The 20,220-nt window shown below is 34.6% G+C and carries 21 protein-coding genes; 12 read left to right on the top strand and 9 right to left on the bottom strand.

Translation table 11 applies throughout. From position 1 onward, the window contains the following. The first annotated feature begins 152 nt into the window (after positions 1–152). The 6 genes from Q0L65_RS13490 to Q0L65_RS13465 all read left to right on the top strand — a co-directional run bounded on the left by Q0L65_RS13490 (position 153) and on the right by Q0L65_RS13465 (position 4,750). Complete coding sequence (locus tag Q0L65_RS13490; protein ID WP_296687306.1) at positions 153–1,142, top strand: hypothetical protein; 990 nt, start codon at positions 153–155, stop codon at positions 1,140–1,142. A gap of 142 nt (positions 1,143–1,284) precedes the next feature. Continuing rightward, entirely contained in the window at positions 1,285–1,809 is a 525-nt protein-coding gene (locus Q0L65_RS13485; RefSeq protein ID WP_296687304.1) for a hypothetical protein, read from the top strand. A gap of 3 nt (positions 1,810–1,812) precedes the next feature. Beyond that, positions 1,813–2,205 carry a helix-turn-helix domain-containing protein gene (locus tag Q0L65_RS13480; RefSeq protein ID WP_296687302.1) on the top strand — a complete coding sequence of 131 codons (393 nt, stop codon included), beginning with the start codon at positions 1,813–1,815 and terminating at the stop codon, positions 2,203–2,205. A 2-nt stretch (positions 2,206–2,207) separates the two neighbouring features. After that, positions 2,208–2,651, top strand: a complete 444-nt coding sequence (locus Q0L65_RS13475) for a hypothetical protein (RefSeq protein WP_296687301.1) — start codon at positions 2,208–2,210, stop codon at positions 2,649–2,651. A 363-nt stretch (positions 2,652–3,014) separates the two neighbouring features. Continuing rightward, positions 3,015–3,821 carry a type IV toxin-antitoxin system AbiEi family antitoxin gene (locus Q0L65_RS13470; protein WP_296687299.1) on the top strand — a complete coding sequence of 269 codons (807 nt, stop codon included), beginning with the start codon at positions 3,015–3,017 and terminating at the stop codon, positions 3,819–3,821. Then, entirely contained in the window at positions 3,812–4,750 is a 939-nt protein-coding gene (locus Q0L65_RS13465; protein WP_296687298.1) for a nucleotidyl transferase AbiEii/AbiGii toxin family protein, read from the top strand. Before Q0L65_RS13470 ends, Q0L65_RS13465 begins: the two co-directional genes overlap by 10 nt. Positions 4,751–5,581: 831 nt before the next feature. Here Q0L65_RS13465 and Q0L65_RS13460 read toward each other — a convergent pair. The 3 genes from Q0L65_RS13460 to Q0L65_RS13445 all read right to left on the bottom strand — a co-directional run bounded on the left by Q0L65_RS13460 (position 5,582) and on the right by Q0L65_RS13445 (position 7,133). Continuing rightward, on the bottom strand, positions 5,582–5,758 hold the full coding sequence (locus tag Q0L65_RS13460) for a hypothetical protein (RefSeq protein ID WP_296687296.1): 177 nt from the start codon (positions 5,756–5,758) through the stop codon (positions 5,582–5,584). A 223-nt stretch (positions 5,759–5,981) separates the two neighbouring features. Then, positions 5,982–6,377 (bottom strand): DUF5675 family protein, encoded by a 396-nt coding sequence (locus tag Q0L65_RS13450; protein WP_296687293.1) that lies wholly within the window; start codon positions 6,375–6,377, stop codon positions 5,982–5,984. Continuing rightward, positions 6,378–7,133: a hypothetical protein gene (locus tag Q0L65_RS13445; protein WP_296687290.1), complete on the bottom strand. Its 756-nt coding sequence runs from the start codon at positions 7,131–7,133 to the stop codon at positions 6,378–6,380. Between the two features lie 838 nt (positions 7,134–7,971). Here Q0L65_RS13445 and umuD point away from each other — a divergent pair. Next, positions 7,972–8,424 (top strand): translesion error-prone DNA polymerase V autoproteolytic subunit, encoded by a 453-nt coding sequence (gene umuD, locus Q0L65_RS13440; protein WP_296687287.1) that lies wholly within the window; start codon positions 7,972–7,974, stop codon positions 8,422–8,424. 45 nt (positions 8,425–8,469) lie between these two features. Here umuD and Q0L65_RS13435 read toward each other — a convergent pair whose 3' ends face one another. From Q0L65_RS13435 to Q0L65_RS13425, 3 genes are all read right to left on the bottom strand, one after another. Further along, positions 8,470–10,452, bottom strand: a complete 1,983-nt coding sequence (locus Q0L65_RS13435) for a sensor histidine kinase (RefSeq protein WP_296687286.1) — start codon at positions 10,450–10,452, stop codon at positions 8,470–8,472. A gap of 60 nt (positions 10,453–10,512) precedes the next feature. Continuing rightward, positions 10,513–10,701, bottom strand: coding sequence for a hypothetical protein (locus tag Q0L65_RS13430; protein WP_296687284.1), 189 nt, complete (start codon positions 10,699–10,701; stop codon positions 10,513–10,515). A 279-nt stretch (positions 10,702–10,980) separates the two neighbouring features. Next, complete coding sequence (locus tag Q0L65_RS13425) at positions 10,981–11,697, bottom strand: LytTR family DNA-binding domain-containing protein (RefSeq protein ID WP_296687283.1); 717 nt, start codon at positions 11,695–11,697, stop codon at positions 10,981–10,983. A 132-nt stretch (positions 11,698–11,829) separates the two neighbouring features. On the opposite strand from Q0L65_RS13425, the gene Q0L65_RS13420 reads away from it, so the two are divergent. The 4 genes from Q0L65_RS13420 to Q0L65_RS13405 all read left to right on the top strand — a co-directional run bounded on the left by Q0L65_RS13420 (position 11,830) and on the right by Q0L65_RS13405 (position 15,190). After that, positions 11,830–12,501 carry a response regulator gene (locus Q0L65_RS13420; protein WP_296687281.1) on the top strand — a complete coding sequence of 224 codons (672 nt, stop codon included), beginning with the start codon at positions 11,830–11,832 and terminating at the stop codon, positions 12,499–12,501. Between the two features lie 201 nt (positions 12,502–12,702). Next, entirely contained in the window at positions 12,703–13,137 is a 435-nt protein-coding gene (locus tag Q0L65_RS13415) for a hypothetical protein (protein WP_296687279.1), read from the top strand. 200 nt (positions 13,138–13,337) lie between these two features. After that, a complete protein-coding gene (gcvT, locus tag Q0L65_RS13410) occupies positions 13,338–14,420 on the top strand; it encodes a glycine cleavage system aminomethyltransferase GcvT (RefSeq protein ID WP_296687278.1) in 1,083 nt (360 codons plus the stop codon). Positions 14,421–14,479: 59 nt separating this feature from the next. Then, entirely contained in the window at positions 14,480–15,190 is a 711-nt protein-coding gene (locus Q0L65_RS13405; RefSeq protein WP_296687276.1) for a YebC/PmpR family DNA-binding transcriptional regulator, read from the top strand. Between the two features lie 138 nt (positions 15,191–15,328). On the opposite strand, the gene Q0L65_RS13400 is transcribed toward Q0L65_RS13405, so the two are convergent. Continuing rightward, positions 15,329–16,369 carry a cysteine synthase family protein gene (locus Q0L65_RS13400; RefSeq protein WP_296687275.1) on the bottom strand — a complete coding sequence of 347 codons (1,041 nt, stop codon included), beginning with the start codon at positions 16,367–16,369 and terminating at the stop codon, positions 15,329–15,331. Between the two features lie 71 nt (positions 16,370–16,440). After that, positions 16,441–18,501: a S9 family peptidase gene (locus tag Q0L65_RS13395; protein WP_296687273.1), complete on the bottom strand. Its 2,061-nt coding sequence runs from the start codon at positions 18,499–18,501 to the stop codon at positions 16,441–16,443. Positions 18,502–18,643: 142 nt separating this feature from the next. Here Q0L65_RS13395 and Q0L65_RS13390 point away from each other — a divergent pair, with 142 nt between their 5' ends. Next, the gene (locus Q0L65_RS13390) at positions 18,644–18,964 is read left to right on the top strand and encodes a YbaB/EbfC family nucleoid-associated protein (protein WP_296687269.1); all 321 of its coding nucleotides are present in this window, start codon (positions 18,644–18,646) and stop codon (positions 18,962–18,964) included. Positions 18,965–18,999: 35 nt separating this feature from the next. On the opposite strand, the gene Q0L65_RS13385 is transcribed toward Q0L65_RS13390, so the two are convergent. Beyond that, positions 19,000–20,028, bottom strand: coding sequence for a GntG family PLP-dependent aldolase (locus Q0L65_RS13385; RefSeq protein WP_296687267.1), 1,029 nt, complete (start codon positions 20,026–20,028; stop codon positions 19,000–19,002). Positions 20,029–20,220: the final 192 nt, after the last annotated feature.

Raw genomic sequence — 20,220 nt, 5'->3', positions numbered from 1 at the left:
CGATTGCGCGGATTTGTAATCCGTGCTTAATCAATATAAAAATAAAGACCTATGATCATCCAAGCAATCAAAACAGGACCAAAACCAAATAAAGAAAGTGTCACACCAAATAAGAGAAGAAGATGAAAAAAGAAGATTCAAAATAAAAAATTATGGGAGGCTACGCAGGAAATGGACAGCAGAATGATTTTATGAAACAAATTATTCAAGAACTTAATAAATTAATGGATGAAATAAATAACATTCAGGAAAATATTTATGGAGAAAAATTATTTGTTGAATGGGGTACTACAAGTAAACAAAAAGTAAGCGATTTTATCAATAAGAATCTTGATTCTAACGAAACTTTATTGTTTCAATTAGAAAAAATTAATTGTATTGTAATGGCTGAATCGGAATTAATAGAAGCCATTCAGAAATTAGTTCAGTTTTGTACTAAAATTAAGGAGTTATTACTAAGATCAAAGAACTTAGAAGATTTTAAAAAGTGGTTAGAATTTTCAAATTTCAAAGAGGAGTTAGATGCACAAAAGGAAGATTTGGTTGCTAAAATTAACGAATTAAATACACTTTTAGAAAATACTAAAAAAGTAAATACGAGACTTGATGAAAAATCAAAAGAAGCATTTAATAAAATATTATTAAATAAAGAAACTGTTAATTATAAATATGCAGAAGAAGAATCTAGAAAAATTTCTAGAAAATGGTTAATAGGGGCAGTGATTATTGTAATAATTTTAATTTCAATTATTTATTGCATGTCAACTAAAGTATCTGGACTAATTGGAATAAGACAAGACCTGTGTTGTTTTACAATCCAAGATAAGACAATGCTATACATTGCCTATGCTAAGTATATTAGTTCTTATGTTTTAATTTATTCCATTATAATATATTCTCTAAAAGTGAGTGTTAAAAATTACAACTCTAACAAGCACAATGAAATAGTTAATAGAAATAAAAAATTGACTTTATCTAATGCAATTGATTTATCTCGAGAAGGAAATAATCCTGAATTACTAGACATAGCTGCTAAAGAATTATTTAATCCTCAATCTACGGGTTATAACAATACAACAGAAGAAAAAACTACTTCTAATTTTGTAAATACTATTGTTGATACGGCTGCTAAAAAGGTATAAACCCTTATAGCACGGATTTATAATCCGTGACTTCAAATCTAGTAGAAAAAATAATGATTAATCTGGATTCATTTAGTATATAGAAACTAAAAAAATAAAAGTTCACTTAAAAGTGAATAATAATTTGGAAATTAACTTATAAGTGAATACATTTGCACACATAAAACCAATAGCACGCTATAATAAAGTAGCTTATTATTCTGTATGTATTAATAATAATAAAACATCATTGTTTGAAGAATTTATTAATCATCATAGTGAACATAATAGAAAAAAATTAAATCACGTGCTAGAATGGATAAAAATTATAGGAGATAAATATGGTGCACAACATCACTTATTTAGACCAGAGGCAGCCATCGCAGATGCTTCTGCATTGCCTCCAAAAGGCAAAGACCGAGAACCATGTTATACTGAATTGGGAAAGACCAAAGCAAATAACATCAGGTTATATTGCCTCAGAGCAAATAAAAATGTAGTGTTTTTGTTTAATGGCGACATAAAAACTACACATTATGCACAAGACTGTCCGAATGTTAAAGATCACTTTACATTAGCAAACCGGTTAACAAAAGCAATTGATTTAGCTTTTGTAGAAAAAGACATCGTTTGGAATGACGATTTCACTTTAATAAACTGTTCATCAGATTTAAAATTATTTCTTTAAACAATGGAGTTTCCAAAAAACAATATCATAAACGACTGGTTACAAGAAAACGGTAATCCAGAAATCGCTAAGCTTGTAGAAAAAAATTTAGCAATTGCTAACAAAATTCACGAGATGTTAGAAGAACGTGGGTTAAAAGCAGCGGATTTAGCACGTATGTTAGATAAAAAACCTTCCGAAATAAGTAAATGGTTAACTGGCACACACACATTTACAACGAAAACCATCACAAAAATTGAAACAGTTTTAGGAGAAGATATTATTCATATCGAAGCCCAAAAAGAATTTGTTTACTTTAAAATTTATGTGAATCAAGAAGACGAATTAGAAGAAACTTCATTTGAAAATTCTGAAGTATTTGCTACTGAAGGTGGTTTAGAAAAGAAAGTATCATAAGTATGGATAATGCTCAAATAGTTCCATCAAAAATCCATTTAACCAATATAAAAACAGTGAAAGAAAACACGGTTTTATATAATGAAAAATTGGATATCAAACCTATATACGACATACAGGTATCTCATAGTATGATGCATAATCTAGATAAAGAATTAGTTAAAATTAGACTTTATTTAGATGTAAGTGCAGAGATAAATGGGAAAACAATAAATCAAGGTGGTAATTACGAAATTGATTTTTTCTTTAAGATTGAAGATCTAAAAGACCATTACCAAATAAACAATGAAAAACCATTATTTGCTGGAGTTTTTGTTTGTACGCTATTGGCTATTTCTTATTCTACTTTAAGAGGAATAATGTTTAACATTTGGAAAGATACTTATTTGAATTCTCTAATATTACCTATTATCAATGTCCCTGATTTACTAAAAAGTAAAAGGTAGAATTCCAAATATCATTTTTTTTTTTTCAAGGGGGTTTACAAATTCCTTCCCCCTGCTACCGCGCGAAACGTAGTTCAGCGTAGCTAATCCTATCGCATGGTAAATAACTAAAAAAGAACAATAATTCAACGAAGTCAATCCTTTTACGTTGATTATAAGTTTTCTTACTGCTAGTCCGAAAACCTTTTCTAGTTTGAGTTGCAAATTTGTAACCCGTTATAATTAGTTATAGAACAAAAATAATTTACATTTCATAAAAACAACGGCGATTATCGCCGTAATAACATTTTTTTGTAAATAAAATAATTTACACTACATTTGCATAACGGCGATAATCGCCGTAAAAAGTAAAATATTTAAATTATGGCTGTAAATGTAGTTCGTAGAAAAGAGTTATATCATATAATGCCCGAAGGAGTAATAACTAACCGTAAATGGCTACTAAAAAACAATTTAAGCCATCACGCAATAGATAATTTAGTAAAAAGCAATCAACTGGAATCCATAAGTAAAGGGGTGTATGTAAGAAACAGAACTAAAATATCCTGGCAATCATTGGTATTTTCCTTGCAATCAATATTCCAAACAGACTTAGTAGTAGGTGGTATAACAGCATTAGAAATACAAGGGTTATCACATTACTTATCATTAGCTGAAAACAAAATAGTGCATTTGTATGGAAATGATGTAATACCAGAATGGGTTACGAATCTATCTTTGAATACAAATTTTGTTAGGCATACTACAAACAGCTTGTTGGGTAAAAGTGAAGAAGAAAACAAAATAGAATCAAATAAAAACAGTCGTTTACATTCTTTTACAACTGAAAGGAATTGGGATAACGAAAGTGAAAAACTAATCATATCAACACCCGAAAGAGCCTACCTGGAAGTACTCTTAGATGTGCCTCAAAAAGTAACTTTTGAACATGCAGATCAATTAATACAGGGGCTAACAACACTATCCCCTCGAAGCCTTCAAAAGCTATTAGAAGAATGTAAAAATGTAAAAGTCAAACGACTTTTCTTTTGGTTTGCTGACCGTCATAATTATGTTTGGTTAAATAAAATCAACAGAGAGACCATAACATTAGGTTCAGGTAATAGAATGATCGCAAAAGGAGGTAAATTAGATACTAAATATAAAATAACGGTACCAGAATGGCTATAGACGCAAATAATAGATACAGTAAACAAGTACAACTTTTAGTCCGGGTTTTACCTTTAGTGGATACAGAGAAGTGCTTTGCGCTTAAAGGAGGCACAGCAATCAATTTATTTTTTAGAGCATTACCTCGCCTTTCGGTCGACATTGATTTATTATATATACCAATGGATGATCGCGAAACGGCGCTTATAAATATCAAAGCGGCTTTGTCACGCATCAGCAAACTGATACTTGAAATAATACCAGATAGCAAAGTACAGAATGCACACGATCAAAGCGATGCATTAAGACTCATTGTAAGCCAAGGAGAAGTGCGTATCAAAGTGGAGTTATCACCAGTAATAAGAGGTACCGTTTTTCCAGAAATAAGAATGGAAGTGAGTGAAGAGGTAGAAAAAGAATTCGGATATGTCGAAATGCAAGTAGCATCACTTCCGGACTTATATGCAGGAAAATTGTGTGCTGCTTTAGACAGACAACATCCGAGAGATTTATTTGATGTAAAATTTCTTCTCGAAAATGAAGGATTAACCGAAAACCTTCGTAAAACATTCTTAATATTTCTGATAAGCCACCAAAGGCCAATGGCTGAACTATTAGCTCCAAATCGTAAAGACATAAGCGAAATTTATGTCACAGAGTTCATGCAAATGGCCCAAGTTGAGGTTCCGTTAGAACAACTGGAAGAAGCTAGAGAAAACCTAATTCATCAAATCCATATGGATATGACAGAAAATGAAAAGAAATTCCTTCTGTCATTCAAAAACAAAGCCCCTGATTGGAATCTATTAGAAATGGATAATGTGGAGGTAATTGCCAATCTTCCATCGGTTCGTTGGAAAATGATAAATCTAGAACAAATGCCTGTTCAAAAACACAAAGAAGCAGTAGAAAAATTACAAAACATTCTCTATCCAAAGAATAATACCTAAATAATACCTAAATAATACGGGCACTCGAGAGCTTTACTCGAACTGGCGAAGCAATCAAGCGGTCTCTCTCCAGTCGGTGGCTTTGTTCCGTTCGGCTGCTCCAGTCGGGGTACGCCCTCCATTCCGCAGTCAGTGCACCACCATAAAAAAAACAGTCGCTTGAGCAAGCCACTGTTTTTTTTGTGGCACACTTCCTCATCTTCACACGCTCCCTACCTTCCGTTCGTCGGGGCTACCACATCCACCCTACCGCTTCATTCAGCTACAGTCCGCAAGCTACCTTCCGCTTTATATCAGCCGTAGGCTGTCTGCAGCCCCTTATAGTTTGGGCGGTTGCTCCTTCGCTCAGCCATCGGGGTCGGCGCCGTTAGCACTTCGCCTAAATCAAGGTACGCCAAAGGCTATGTTCTATTATTTCCCCGCCGTGTTACGCTCGCATCATTATGATCCACTGCGTATACTCCGCTCCGCTCTCATCCTGCGGTGGCTGTTCGATTGCCGCAACCCCGCCACGGCGCTCCTCGAAAAAGCAACTTTCGCTACCGCTACAGTTCCTTTTCTGCGGTGCTTGGGGGTGTTTATTGCCCCACTTGTTTAGTAGTGAAAGTATCATGTTCTTTGAAAAGAAAAAGAAAAAAAGGCAGCTAAACTAGCGTCCAGTCCTCACTTCCAGTCGGTCGTGCCTCCCTCCATTTCCGTTCGTCCTTTCCGCTATCACGTGTGCTTTCTTTTTTTCTCTTTTTTCTTTTCAAAAGCAGATAATAAAAAAGCCAAATCTCACGACTTGGCTTTAATTCGTTTGACCCAAAGGTCACCACAACAAGGGTCAAACTAGGAATCCGACTTCTTAATAAATAGTTTAAGCACTAACGAAAGTAAAAAACTCACAATAGCACCAATAGCAGCTAAAATCACCGTCTTGAAGACGTCTTCCGAGCTGAGGTTGGGCAAAACACTCAAAAAAGTGCCGCCCGCCGTACCTCTCAAGGTCAAATTAGTGTGATTCATGCTCGGCTTCGTTTAAGGTCGTGACCTGACTGACCGCCGAGACCACACTGCCTGCAACAGCCAGATAGCCTCCTATCGAAGTGATTACGACTGGTAGCGCAATGGGTGTGGCCAAAATAGTGCCACCTACAGCCGCTAATCCCAATCCTATAGTGCGAAGTACTTTGAAAAATTTTGGTGTCGGAGCTTTCGCTCGTTGAATGAGATTCATCTGATGTAATTTTTAAGATTGTACAATCAATGCCACACGCTCTTTGGCATCCAAATGTGGGTATACCAACTTTTTTAAGGAGACAAAAGCCTGTTGGGACAAAAATCCCCTACCTGGTCCCGAAAGAGTCGTTACGGGAGCGATACAGCCGTTCAATTCCCGCAAAGCATTATTGGCGGGGTGAAACAAAATAAAAGTTCTGTTCCTCACTCCCACAATTTCCAAATGCCAGCGAAATTTAGGAGCATACCGCTTGCGTAACAAGTATTTCCCTTCTGGAATACACGACACCCTTTTCTTGTTGTCTTTCCAAGGGAGTTCAATGGTATTACAAATGAACCGCCCCTCCATAGCGAGTGTACCGTTGGTTCCCGAAGGGAAATAGGTTCTTGTTAACACTAAAACCATCTATAGTCCACTCACTTGAACTAACGATAGCGGGTTAAATGCCCCATTTTTAAGTGGGTACATCGCACCATTTACCTCTTGGTAAAATTCAACTCCTAAAGCCAAAAACAACGGTTTAGTGCTGTTAGGAGTCACCGAATTGACATGGTTGATCACCGCCGTAGCAGTGGTATCCCAAGCAAGGATTGCCGTCTCCGAACTGCTGCTCACAAAAGTTTCCGCCTCAAAATCGACCTCCGCCCCCGCAGATACAATTTTAAAATGCGTAGTCCCTCCTGGTGCTGCAATCATATTCAATGGAATGAAAGAAGCCATATCCAGCTTGATTGCACCAGCTACTCTGTCGATTGTTCCCGTATAAGGAGCAAACAAAGTAGTGCCTAGTTTCCCCCCGATATTGAACTCAAATCCCAATAAGAGTTCGGCCTCGCCGTCAATGACATTGCGTAGCCCTCTTTCGTTGGTTTGATCCGCCTGAATCACTTTGATCATCGACTGCGTCAATCGGCTCACCATTCTACCATCGGCAGAGTTCAAGAGTAAAGTTCGTAAAGCAGTACGTAAGGTTTTCCCTGCTTTGCCTGCTCTCCCAAATTCCGAACCGTTCTCTCGGGTGCGCTGAAACGCAGGATCACTCGCAATTCTGTTGCCTTCAATACCGCCTTTCTCGCGTGCCAAATGCCCATCCTTAGTTTTATAAAAGGTAATATCCCCAATAGTCCCTTTTAATTTAATTATGCCTTTTTGTCTTGCCATAATTACCCCAAATCTTTGATTAATAATTAATTTTTGATACTCGTACCAATCTTTTTTTACTGCAGCATTTTGATTGATTTTGAGCAAATATGATACTTAAACTTATTATTTAAAATAAGTAATACTACCATTTGACTTATAATGACATAATTGACAAATAAAACAACAAATGACATTTAAAATAATTTAGGGTACCCAATATAGAATTAGCAAAATAGTGCTTAAATTTAGTTCCAAAATAAGCGTAGGAACAAGCCAGTCAACCCCCAATCAAAAGCATAGATAAAGTATGAAAACAGCCATTAAAAGAGTATGCATCTACCCAAAGGACATACAGCGCATTACAGGCAAGAGTTACCGACAAAGCACCAGATTAATGCAAAAAATTAAAAGAGACCTCAACAAGCTCGATAATGAGTTCTTGACGATAGATGAGTTTTGTACCTATTCAGGTATAAAATATGAACAACTAGACCACTTGATTATTGGATAAAAGTGAGCCAAATTTTAGTCGGCATAAGTAGTAGAAAATACCTAAAATCAGTTCATTTTTTGGTCTTACTATTTTAATATGTAAATACAAATTCTTATATTTGACTACTTTGAATTTAGAATAATAGTAGCCCTATAAAAGAGGAGTCAGTCGAGGTGTCACTTAAATAATATACTTTGTAAGGTATTGATTTTATTGATAACTTTTGTAGTAAATGAATCCCTCTTTCTCCGCTGGCTGAAAAGCAAAAGGCTCTAAAACCCACTAAATTCAACAATTTAGTGGGTTTTTTCTTTATAACTATTGACAACAATTTATTAAATTTTTTATTTTTATATTTGTATAATGACAAAATTGAGACGTTTATATAGTAATCCAACCTTAGAATTCTATACCCCTGATTATTCAACAACTTTGGAACTTCCTTTTATTGATGGAATACCAGGGCCAGTCTTTCCTGGACTTGCTGATAATTTTGTTGGGGTAAAAATTGATATTGTTAATGAATTAATAAAGAACAAAGAGGCTACAATCTATGCAAAAGTAAAGGATAACTCGATGAAAAACATGGGTGTTTATAATGGAGATTTGCTGATTATCGATAGAAGTTTAGAACCCGAAAATGATAAAACTGCTCTATGTTATATTGATGGTAAATTTACTGCTAAGCGCGTCAAAATAGAACAAAATGTAATTTGGTTGATTACAGAGAATGACGATTTTGAACCCATCAAGGTAACGCAGGATAACGAATTTATCATTTGGGGTATCCTTATAGCCTCAATAAAAAAAATATAAGATGTATAAGTATTGACAATTAGTCAATCAACACGTTTTATTAAATTAAACCTCAAATCTACACTGAATAGTAGTTCCTTGCTCTGGCAAACTATAAATATTCAACTCAGCTTTAACCGCACGAGCTCGAGTACTCATGTTCTTAAGACCTATTCCTTTTGTAGTTTGACTCATATCAAACCCTTTTCCGTTATCGATAACCGTCAAACGTAAGGAGGTAGCATCTAGTTGAGTAATCGTTACAAAACATTGCGAAGCATCAGCATATTTAGCCACATTAGATAAGGCTTCTTGAACAATTCGATAAATAGTTATTTTAACCAAGCCCGAAATAGATTCCCAATCAATACGCTCATCACAGTCTAAATGAAATTCAGTAGTAGCATTAGCTTGTTGTACACAACTGGCCAATAATTCGGAAAAATCAAAATGAGAAACCATATCCGAATATAAATCATGAGCGATAGATCGAATATCCTGTTCAATTAATTGAAGATTATCAATTTGTTTGGATCGTTTTTCTTCAGCCTCAAGACTTGTCATCGTATTGTACATCCCCAACTGTAATCGGGCGCCATAAATTTTATTCATCACATTATCGTGTAATTCCCTCGAAATCCGATTCTGCTCCTCTTCCTTAGCTCTATTCAAAGCAATTTGAGAAGAACGCATCAAATCAAACAACTCCAACTCTGCCGCCTGCAATTGTTTTCGATACGCCAATTCTTTGCGCTGTCCCAACACATAACGAATTCCCAAAGCACCTGCCAATACCACTACCCCAACAATCAAATACAAATTCCGGCTACTCAATTCTTTATTAGCATCTTCCACAACCGATGTCTCGTATTCAATACGCGCGTATTTGTTTCTATTTTTGCGTTGCACTTTAGTGAGACTATCACTTACAGTAATATATCTTTTATCATAATAGGATGTATTTGTTTTATCTATTGTAGAAAGCAGCTGCAAATTAATTTTGACATCATCAGTAGATTTCAATTTTTCAGCTAACTGAAGAGATTCTTTTAAATAAAGAATAGCTTGGAGAGTATCTTTGGTATCAATATAATACTTACCTAAATTGTGTAACTTATAAACAATACTAGATTTAATTCCACTTTTTCTAGAAAGAACTAAAGCCTCTTTCATCAAAGCTTCACCATCTTTCAAATTACCTAATTTGGTTTTAACATACCCTAAATTGCCTATAACAGTTGAGTAGTCTTTGGGCCATTTTTCCTTTAAGTCCGTTGTCAAAATGGATTCTAATTCTTTTTCTGCTTTTGAATATTGTAACCGCTTTTCATAAATATTTGCAATGTTTACAGATAGAGTAATTTTATAACTATTCTTTTGATCAAAATCATTATTATGTTCTGTTAAATCATTTAGAAGTTCTTTTGCTAATAAATAGTATTTTAATGACTCTCTAAATTCTTCTAATTTTTCAAAATTGGTACCTATTAAATTATAACACGTAAATTTTAATTTAATATCATCACTTTTTTTTAATAATTGTAAAGCTTTAGAAACTAAAATCTCGCTCTCTAAATAATTTCCATCATAAAATAACAAATACCCCTTATTAAACAACATCCTACCTATTCTTTCTTTATTACCTAGCCAACGATATAGTTTTTCTGCTTTTTGATAATAAAAATAAGCACTATCTTTTTGAGTAATTTCATAACAATCCCCCATATAATATAAAGACTTAGCTATTCCTAAACTGTCTTTAACATCTGATGATAATTGAAATACTCTTTTACTAACTTTAAATGATTTTTGAAGTTGGTTTAAAAAATAGTATTCTGCTGCCAAATCAAATAAGAAATGACGAGTTATAATATCGTTGGGAAGAGACTTTGAAATTAACTCTAAAGAATCTAAACACTTCCTTTTTTGATCAGAATTGAATTGGATGTATTTTTGAGATTGAATAAATAAAAAATCATAGTTCTTATTTCTGGAACAAGAAATCGTAACTAATAAAATAAGAAATAAAAAAACTACTAATTTGTTCAAAATATTTTTATCCAAAAATAACAAAAAAAGACCATGAAAACATGGTCTTGAATATTCTAATTAACCTTTAGTTTTAGGTATAATTGGCTCTCCATCAGCATTAAGATCCGCACTCACATTCGTTGGCTTAACCACCGTCTTATCAGGGCTAGCTGCCGGGTCTCCTGGCAAGGCATCTGCGGTACACGATTGAAGAACAATACTAAAAACAAACAACAAAACAAATTTTGATACAACTGGGGTTTTCATAATAAATCATTTAAGGATTAGAAATAATATCCTAGCCATGCCTTCTGAGCGCAGCGGTTCAATTGATTGTTCTGAAAAGAAGGGTGGTCTTTCTCAGAGTCATTTTTAGCATCTTTACCCTACACTAAAAACAACCATTAAAGCTTTAATTCCATTGATTGGATAAGCCAAATGTAGCAAGGAGAAATAGCAAATCACACCCAAAAAGGCCTTGATTAGTCAATGACAAAGCAGGTATAGTAAGTCAACTGCTTTTGCGAGTAAGTGACAAAAACAGTGTTACGAAATTCGTATGATAATAGTCGCAATATTGTCTTTGTAGGTTCTGGAAAAAGGTAAGACAAGCTCGTTATTCAATAAATAACACTTACTCTTCCCTAAGTTAATCCGACTCACATAGTCCACATTAATTACATACCCATGATGAATTCTAAAAAAATAGAACGGCAATAATTTCTCAAAATGTTTCAAGGTTTTGAAAGCGGTAATCACCTTTCCGGATTGCAAATAGAAATCGGTAGTATTGTTGTCTGCTTTCAAATACACAATATCACTAGTCTTAATAAAGTGGTAATCGCCATTCGACTTAATCGAAATTTTATCCGCATATAAAGAGTTATGCGTCTTTTGGTAGCGCATCAAACATTTGCGCAATTCATTCGCATCAATTGGATGCAATAAATAGCCAGATACTCCCCGTTGATAGGCATCAAAAGCCTGATCTTTAGAAGTACTTACTACAATGATAGTGGGCAAAACATCCAAAAATTCGTGCAGTTCACTCAATAAAGAAAGCTGTATAGCTTCTTGCGATGGTACATTTTCATCGCTAATATTCATAAAGACTACATCGGGTTTCAATTCTAATATTTTATTGATACTCTCAGTTCGATTGGTACAAATAGCCACGCACAAAAAAGCATCGTGAATTTTTATCAATTCTAATGTAGGTTCAATGACTTGGGATCCATCGATAAGTACATAAGAAAATTGCATTTTTATTTGCAATTTAGAAAGAGCTAGATACCCAATTTTACGGTAAAACCGTAGTCTTTTAATTATATTTTGATTAAATTTGGTTCGTTTTCGCTCCCAATTCGAAATGTTTATTCAACCAAAAAAAATAAAATGAACTTTCTTATTGTTGACGACCATCCACTAATTGTAGATAGTTATGTAGCACTATTATCCACAATTGAAGCTAACGAAAAGACCAACTTTCACTTGGCATACAATTGCGAACAAGCCTACAATACGATTGTAAAACTAAAGGCAATCGAAACCCGATTAGATGTTGCTTTCATTGACGTAAGTCTCCCTAAATATGAAGAAATGAATTTGCGTTCTGGAGATGATATAGGTAGTTTAGTGCAGCGCCATTTTCCTAATTGTAGCATCATTATTATCTCCATGCACAACGAACCAGTTTGGGTAAACCGAATCATTAAAATACTAAATCCACAAGGATTTATCTCAAAAAACGACATCAATTACAAGAGCTTTCCTCTCATAATGGAAGCAATTACAAAAAAAGACACCTATTATAGTAAAACCATCATAGAAGCACAAAAAGAGTTTATCATCAAAAACATCAACTGGGACGAACATGATAGCAAAATACTACAACTCATTGCTGATGGGATAAAGACAAAACACCTAACACAATACATACCTCTTTCATTAAGCACTATTGAAAAACGAAAAGCAAATCTAAAAAAGCAACTCATATTTCAAGGAGGTTCAGATGCCGACTTAATTGAACGAGTAAAGAAAATGGGATTATTGAGTAATAGTAGATAAAATCTAAAAACCGTAAAAAAAATCCTAAAAAACCGTAACAGAATACTCTGGTTATTGTATAATTTTATGCCTAAGAAAATCTAAAGTAAGACGGCACTCACTTTTAACGAATCGATTTCTAATAAACACTACGCTAATTTAGAAATGATGCTTTGAAAGAAATAATATAACAATTATAACAATTAAAAACTGTTTGGAATTATGGGAGCGATAATACTAATTTCTAATTCGGCAAACAAGGGCAAATCTAGTACATTAGTCGAATTGGCTAATTTAATACTAAACAAATATGCTGATGCTCAAATAGTTTACACTTATAAATATCCACCGACTATAGATTTTACTTTAGTAATTAGAGTAAAAGGAAAAATTGTTGCTTTCGAAAGCAAAGAAACTTCCAATACTCAACCCGAAAACAGTTTAGAAAAAATTATAGCCAATTATAATCCAGATATTCTCTTTTGCACCTCGAAAACTAAGGGAGAGACTTTAAATGTGGTGAATCAAATCATCTCTAATTTTAACTACAGCTGTATAAAAACATCTACTTACCAAGTAGATAATGACTTTGAAAAAGCAAATGAAACCAAAGCTAAACACTTGTTTTACTTGGCAATTCAATTGGAATTATTTTAATATAGTATCTCTGTTTTTTGTTCTAAATCTATAACTCGTCTAATTCGAGGAGCTTTATATATTCTTAATTAGCTGCTAAAAAACGACAACCACTCGTCTTAGACAAACAGAATTATCTTCCGAAATCCGTTTCGCTTATTTTTTGCCACTCCATAAAAAAGCGATAAATTAGCGCCATCAAAAAATTTACTTCAATCACAATGAAAAATACCGCTTTAACGCACATTCACGAAAGTTTGGGAGCCAAAATGCTTCCGTTTGCAGGGTACAATATGCCAATTCTTTACGAAGGGGTAAATGCTGAACACGAAATTGTCCGAACCGGAGTAGGTGTGTTTGATGTATCACACATGGGTGAATTTTTACTTTCAGGACCTAATGCTTTGGCCTTAATTCAAAAAGTAACTTCAAATGATGCTGCTGCATTAACTATTGGTAGAGCACAATATTCCTGTTTACCAAATGCGGAAGGCGGAATTGTAGACGATTTATTGGTTTACAAAATGAAAGAAGATGAATATTTATTAGTTGTAAATGCTTCTAATATTGATAAAGACTGGAACTGGATTAGTAGCTACAATGATTTAGGTGTTGAGATGAAAAATCTTTCAGACGAATACTCATTATTAGCCATCCAAGGACCAAAAGCTGTTGAAGCGATGCAGAGTTTGTCTTCATTGAATTTAGCTCAAATTGAATACTATCATTTTCAAGTGGGAGATTTTGCCGGAATCAATGAGGTAATCATTTCAGCAACCGGTTATACAGGAGCTGGCGGATTTGAGATTTATTGTAAAAATGCCGATGTAGAACACATTTGGAACAAAGTATTTGAAGCAGGAAAAGCATTCAATATTCAACCTATCGGATTGGCAGCTCGTGATACGTTACGCTTAGAAATGGGATTCTGTTTGTACGGAAACGACATCAACGATACTACTTCACCATTAGAAGCAGGTCTAGGGTGGATAACCAAATTCAATAAAGAATTTACCAATTCAGCTAATTTGAAAAAGCAAAAAGAAGCGGGAGTTACTAAAAAATTAGTGGGATTTGAAATGCAAGAACGTGCTGTACCAAGACACGATTACGAAATTGTGGATGCTGATGGAAATGGTATCGGAATTGTAACTTCTGGAACCATGTCACCATCGATAAACAAAGGGATTGGTTTAGGATATGTAAATACTGAATTTAGTAGTGTTGATAGCGATATCTACATCCGAATTCGTAAAAATGATGTCCCTGCTAAAGTGGTGAAACTACCATTTTATAAAAAATAACAAGGATTGTAAAAACTGCAAAATAATACTATTTTTGCACCGTTAAATAAATATCAGAAATGGGAAGAGCGTTTGAGTTTAGAAAAGGAAGAAAAATGAAACGTTGGTCAGCAATGGCCAAAGCCTTTACTAGAATTGGTAAAGATATCGTAATGGCAGTAAAAGAAGGAGGACCAAATCCAGATGCCAATTCACGGTTAAGAGCTGTAATACAAAATGCGAAGGCAGCCAATATGCCTAAGGAAAATGTAGAACGTGCTATTAAAAAAGCAACTGATAAAGATACTGCCAACTACAAAGAAGTGTTGTTTGAAGGCTATGCTCCTCACGGAATTGCACTTTTGATTGAAACGGCTACCGACAATAATAACAGAACAGTAGCTAACATTCGTTCTTATTTTAATAAATGTAATGGGACAATGGGAACACAAGGTTCGGTTGAGTTTATGTTTGACCATACCTGTAATTTCCGTATTCCAAAAGAAGGTTTGGATCCAGAAGAATTGGAATTAGAATTCATTGATTTTGGTGCCGAAGAAGTTTTTGAAGACGAAGACGGAATTTTAATCTATGCGCCTTTTGGAAGCTTTGGAACTATCCAAAAAGAATTAGAAAACAGAGGTTTGGAAATTTTATCTTCTGGATTTGAAAGAATTCCACAAATCACTAAAAAGCTAACCGAAGACCAGGTAGCCGATGTGGAAAAATTGATCGAAAAAATTGAAGAAGATGATGACGTGATGAACGTATATCATACTATGGAAGAATAAATTTCCTTTAGGGTTAAGCCCCGTTAATTCAAATACAAAACTCTCGATTGCTCGAGAGTTTTTTTTGTTTCAACTATATTTGATACAATAAAAAAACTCCAGGGATTGTGGAGCTTTAATTTAATCTTATATAAAAGGTTACTTTATAAATTCTATTTTTTGAGCTTCTTCTTCATTAATACTATCAAAAAAACCTTGTTCATTCATCCAGTCGTCACTAAATACTTTACTCATATAACGTGAGCCATGATCTGGAAATATAGCTATTACATTACTATCTGGAGTAAACTCTCCTTCATCAGCATATTGCTTAATAGCTTGAAGAACAGCTCCTGAGGTATACCCTACAAATAAGCCTTCTGTTTTAGCTAATTCACGAGTAGCATGAGCACTTTCTTCGTCAGTTACTTTCATGAATTTGTCAATTACATCAAAATCCGTAACCGATGGGATTAAGTTTTTACCCAAACCTTCAATTCGATACGGATAGATTTCTTCTTTATCAAATTCTCTTGTCTCGTGGTATTTTTTTAATACTGAACCAAAAGCATCCACACCTAAAATTTTAATATTAGGATTTTGCTCTTTCAAATACTTGGCCGTCCCAGAGATAGTCCCTCCTGTTCCGCTACAAGCAACAAGGTGCGTGATTTTTCCGTTAGTTTGTTTCCAAATCTCAGGTCCTGTGCTCAAATAGTGAGCATCGAAATTCAACTGATTAAAATATTGATTAATGTAAACCGACCCTTTTGTTTCTTCGTGCAAACGTTTGGCTACACTGTAATACGAACGTTCATCATCTGCAGAAACATGCGCAGGGCAAACATACACTTTAGCTCCCATTGCACGAAGCATATCGATTTTATCTTTAGACGATTTTGAACTCACGGCAAGAATACAGTTGTATCCTTTTATAATACTTACCATTGCCAAACTAAATCCTGTATTACCTGAAGTGGTTTCTACAATAGTATCGCCAGGAGTCAAGATTCCTTGTTTCTCAGCTTGTTCAATAATGTATAATGCAATTCTGTCTTTAGAAGAATGTCCTGGATTAAATGCTTCTACCTTAGCATAGAAATTACCTTCCATACCTTCAGTTACTTTTTTTAGCTTAATAAGAGGTGTATTTCCTATTAAGTCCAAAACCGAATTATAAGCATTTATTTCTTCTTTCATATAAAAAAAAGTTAATTAAGGACATTTTTGGATCGCCCCAATTTGAAGCAAATTTAACATTATTTTTCTAATTATTTTTTAATTTGCTCTAAATCTAATAAAAAAGCATATTCTTTTGCCAATTCTTTAATCGCTTCAAATCGTCCTGAGGCACCGCCATGACCCGCATCCATATTCGTATTCAGGTACAAAACGGCATCTCCTTTTTTATGAGTACGTAATTTAGCAACCCATTTTGCTGGTTCCCAATATTGTACTTGCGAATCGTGTAATCCTGTCGAAACGTACATATTAGGATATTCTTGCTCTCGCACATTATCATAAGGTGAATAGGACAACATATAGTCGTAATATTTTTTATTGTTAGGATTACCCCATTCATCATACTCTCCTGTAGTTAAGGGAATACTGTCATCTAACATTGTCGTTACAACATCTACAAAAGGTACTTGGGCAATCACACCATGATACAACTCAGGTGCCATATTTATAACTGCTCCCATTAGCAAACCTCCTGCAGAACCACCTTCAGCATACAAATGAGCTGGCGAAGTATACTTTTCCTGAATTAAAAATCGAGAACAATCGATAAAATCAGTGAACGTATTTTTTTTCTTTAACAATTTTCCGTCTTCATACCATTGTCTTCCTAAATCTTCCCCACCTCTAATGTGTGCAATGGCAAAAATGAATCCGCGATCTAACAAAGTCAATCGAGTAGTTGAAAAATAAGGTTCCATAGTAGCCCCATACGAACCATACGCATATTGCAACAAAGGATTTGTACCGTCTTTCTTCAATTCTTTGCGATATACCATAGAAATAGGTACTTTAGTTCCGTCTTGGGCTGTTGCCCAAACACGTTCTTCAACGTAATTATTTTTGTCAAATTGACCTCCCAAAACGGCTTGCTCTTTCTTGATTTCTTTTTCTTTGGTCTTCATATTGAAATCAATTACCGAAGAAGGAGTAGCCAACGATTGGTAACTATAACGCAAAATATCGGTGTCAAAATCAACGTTTGTAGTTGTGTAGGCATTATAGGTTTCACTTCCAAAAGGCAAGTAATACTCTCCTTCTCCACTCCAAGGCACTATACGAATATGATTCAGTCCATTAGAACGTTCTTCTACTACCAAATAATTCCTAAAAATCTCAATATCCTCAATCAATACCTCTTCTCTATGGGCAATCACTTCTTTCCAATGCTTCTTTTCAGTTGCATTTTCAGGGGTTTTCATTAATTTAAAATTGGTCGCTTTATCCTTATTGGTCAAGATATAAAACGAATCTCCAAAATGAGAAATGCTGTATTCTAGTCCGCGAACTCTAGGCTGAAACACCTTGAATTCTCCATCTGGAGTGTCCGAAGGTAAAATTCGATATTCTGTGGTTAGAGTACTTTCAGAGCCAATCACAATGTATTTTTTCGATTTTTCCTTCCCTACCGAAACGTTGAACGTATCGTCTTTTTCTTCAAAAACTAAACTATCTGCAGTAGCCAAAGTTCCTAATTTATGTTTAAAAACGGTATCCGCACGTAAGGTAACTTTGTCTTGTCTCGTATAAAAAAGGGTTAGATTATCATTGGCCCAAACTGAACCTCCTGTTACATTTTCAATGACATCTGGAAGGATTTCATTGGTCTCTAAATTCTTAATTTTAATGGTATAAATACGCCTTCCAACAGTATCTACTCCAAAGGAAGCATAGCGATTGTCCGGACTCACACTCAAACCTCCTAATTGAAAAAAGGCATGCCCCTTGGCTAATTCGTTACAATCAAACAAGATTTCTTCCTTGGCTTCCAAACTTCCTTTTTTTCTAGAATAGATAGGATAATCTTGTCCTTTCTCAAAACGAGTGATGTAATAATACCCATTATACAAATACGGAACCGATTGATCGTCTTCTTTAATACGGCCTTTCATTTCCTCAAACAATTCCTTTTGAAAATCCTTGGTATGAGCTGTCATGGTTTCATAATAGGCATTTTCTTGATTCAGATAATCAATCACTTCAGGATTTTCTCTATCGTTTAACCAAAAATAATTATCGATTCGAATCTCATTATGTTTCTTTAATTTTTTAGGAAGTATTTTTGCTTTTGGAGCCGTACTATTTGTAGACATCTTTCGATTGTATTTATTACTAATTAAGGTACAAAAATAAGGCAAAGCCTATTGAAAATTCTGCTATTTTAACTTTATTTTATTATGTAATTACAGTCGGAATGTACTAATTTTGTATTCCAATTTAACAAACAGAGACAAAATGGATTTAATGGGAATGATGGGTAAATTAAGAGAAACCCAACAAAAAATAGAAGATACTAAAAAACGTTTGGATACCGTTCTTATTGACGAACAAAGTACTGACAGAACACTTAAAGTTACTTTAACTGCTAATAGAGTTATCAAATCGATTTCAATTGATGATGCATTATTGGAAGACAAAGAACAACTAGAAGATTATTTAATCTTGGTTTTAAACAAAGCCATCGAGAAAGCGACTAAAGTAAACGAAGCCGAATTAGATGCAGTAGCCAAAATGGACATGCCAATGATTCCAGAAATGGATAATTTGTTCAAATAAAGAATACCGTTGATGGTTTGTTAGCTAACAAACCATCAACAAACTACCAACTTTTCTAGTGTTTCTAAGACATAAGTATGCATTACTTCTCGGTAGTCCAAATGCGTTACAATGCGCAATTTGCCTTGTCCCATCGAACTAATTAAAATATTTTTTTGTTTTAGTTTTTCTATCAAATCGGCTTCCTTTATTTGTGGTGCCAATGAAAAAATCAAAATATTAGTTTCTACAGGTTCAACTGAAGCTACCCAATCCTTTTGTTGCAAAACAGCTGCCAATTCTTTGGCACGGCGATGATCATCAGCTAAACGGTCTATATTATTATCCAAAGCATAGATTCCGGCTGCAGCCAAATACCCTACTTGACGCATTCCTCCTCCAAAAATTTTTCGAACACGCAAGGCACGATGAATCGTCTTTTTATCAGCCAATAAAACAGAGCCAATGGGTGCGCCTAATCCTTTAGACAAACAAACCGAAATCGTATCAAATAGTTTTCCGAATTCTTTTGGATCTTGATTTTTGGCTACCAAAGCATTCCAAATTCGAGCGCCATCCAAATGAAATTTCAAATTATGATCGGTACAAACTTCTTTGATTTGGCGTAAATGGTCCAATTCGTAACACGCTCCCCCACCTTTATTTGTGGTGTTTTCTACACAAACCAAACTCGTCAACGGACTGTGATAAAACTCTGGATCGTTAATTGCTGCTTTGACTTGAGAAGCTGTAATCATGCCGCGATTTCCGTCTAATAAACAACACGAAACCCCACTGTTAAAAGAAACTCCCCCTCCTTCGTAGTTATAAACGTGTGCATATTTATCTGCTATTAACTGTTCGCCCGGTTGAGTATGCAGTTTGATTGCCGTTTGATTGGCCATTGTTCCTGATGGAAAAAACAATCCCGCTTCCATTCCGAATAATGCTGCAACTCTCGATTCTAATTCAATAACCGTTGGGTCTTGTTTGTAAACATCATCACCTACAGCAGCGTTAAACATATACTGTAACATTTCGTGTGTAGGCTTGGTAATGGTGTCGCTAACTAAGTTTATTTCCATTTTTATGTTTTTATAGTGAAGGACAAACAATTCCCGAATTGTCTTTCCTTAAAAAAGTCTTATTTTTGCCTCACAAAATTACATAATTTATGACAACTACCGAACAAATAAAAGGTATTGTAGAACGCCTTGGTGCGTTGAGGAGGTATCTTTGACGTTGATGCCAAATTAATTGAAATTACAAACGAAGAA

The sequence above is a fragment of the Flavobacterium sp. genome, from assembly GCF_024642105.1.
Taxonomy (GTDB): Bacteria; Bacteroidota; Bacteroidia; order Flavobacteriales; family Flavobacteriaceae; genus Flavobacterium.
This window is presented reverse-complemented; position numbering and strand designations above follow the sequence as displayed.

Excerpts from the sequence above, each read along its gene's own strand:
- Q0L65_RS13490 (WP_296687306.1), top strand. The coding sequence starts at position 153 with ATGGGAGGCTACGCAGGAAATGGACAGCAGAATGATTTTATGAAACAA.
- Q0L65_RS13480 (WP_296687302.1), top strand. The coding sequence starts at position 1,813 with ATGGAGTTTCCAAAAAACAATATCATAAACGACTGGTTACAAGAAAAC.
- Q0L65_RS13475 (WP_296687301.1), top strand. The coding sequence starts at position 2,208 with ATGGATAATGCTCAAATAGTTCCATCAAAAATCCATTTAACCAATATA.
- Q0L65_RS13470 (WP_296687299.1), top strand. The coding sequence starts at position 3,015 with ATGGCTGTAAATGTAGTTCGTAGAAAAGAGTTATATCATATAATGCCC.
- Q0L65_RS13465 (WP_296687298.1), top strand. The coding sequence starts at position 3,812 with ATGGCTATAGACGCAAATAATAGATACAGTAAACAAGTACAACTTTTA.
- Q0L65_RS13460 (WP_296687296.1), bottom strand. The coding sequence starts at position 5,758 with ATGAATCACACTAATTTGACCTTGAGAGGTACGGCGGGCGGCACTTTT.
- Q0L65_RS13450 (WP_296687293.1), bottom strand. The coding sequence starts at position 6,377 with ATGGTTTTAGTGTTAACAAGAACCTATTTCCCTTCGGGAACCAACGGT.
- Q0L65_RS13445 (WP_296687290.1), bottom strand. The coding sequence starts at position 7,133 with ATGGCAAGACAAAAAGGCATAATTAAATTAAAAGGGACTATTGGGGAT.
- umuD (WP_296687287.1), top strand. The coding sequence starts at position 7,972 with ATGACAAAATTGAGACGTTTATATAGTAATCCAACCTTAGAATTCTAT.
- Q0L65_RS13430 (WP_296687284.1), bottom strand. The coding sequence starts at position 10,701 with ATGAAAACCCCAGTTGTATCAAAATTTGTTTTGTTGTTTGTTTTTAGT.
- Q0L65_RS13425 (WP_296687283.1), bottom strand. The coding sequence starts at position 11,697 with ATGCAATTTTCTTATGTACTTATCGATGGATCCCAAGTCATTGAACCT.
- Q0L65_RS13420 (WP_296687281.1), top strand. The coding sequence starts at position 11,830 with ATGAACTTTCTTATTGTTGACGACCATCCACTAATTGTAGATAGTTAT.
- Q0L65_RS13415 (WP_296687279.1), top strand. The coding sequence starts at position 12,703 with ATGGGAGCGATAATACTAATTTCTAATTCGGCAAACAAGGGCAAATCT.
- gcvT (WP_296687278.1), top strand. The coding sequence starts at position 13,338 with ATGAAAAATACCGCTTTAACGCACATTCACGAAAGTTTGGGAGCCAAA.
- Q0L65_RS13405 (WP_296687276.1), top strand. The coding sequence starts at position 14,480 with ATGGGAAGAGCGTTTGAGTTTAGAAAAGGAAGAAAAATGAAACGTTGG.
- Q0L65_RS13400 (WP_296687275.1), bottom strand. The coding sequence starts at position 16,369 with ATGAAAGAAGAAATAAATGCTTATAATTCGGTTTTGGACTTAATAGGA.
- Q0L65_RS13395 (WP_296687273.1), bottom strand. The coding sequence starts at position 18,501 with ATGTCTACAAATAGTACGGCTCCAAAAGCAAAAATACTTCCTAAAAAA.
- Q0L65_RS13390 (WP_296687269.1), top strand. The coding sequence starts at position 18,644 with ATGGATTTAATGGGAATGATGGGTAAATTAAGAGAAACCCAACAAAAA.
- Q0L65_RS13385 (WP_296687267.1), bottom strand. The coding sequence starts at position 20,028 with ATGGAAATAAACTTAGTTAGCGACACCATTACCAAGCCTACACACGAA.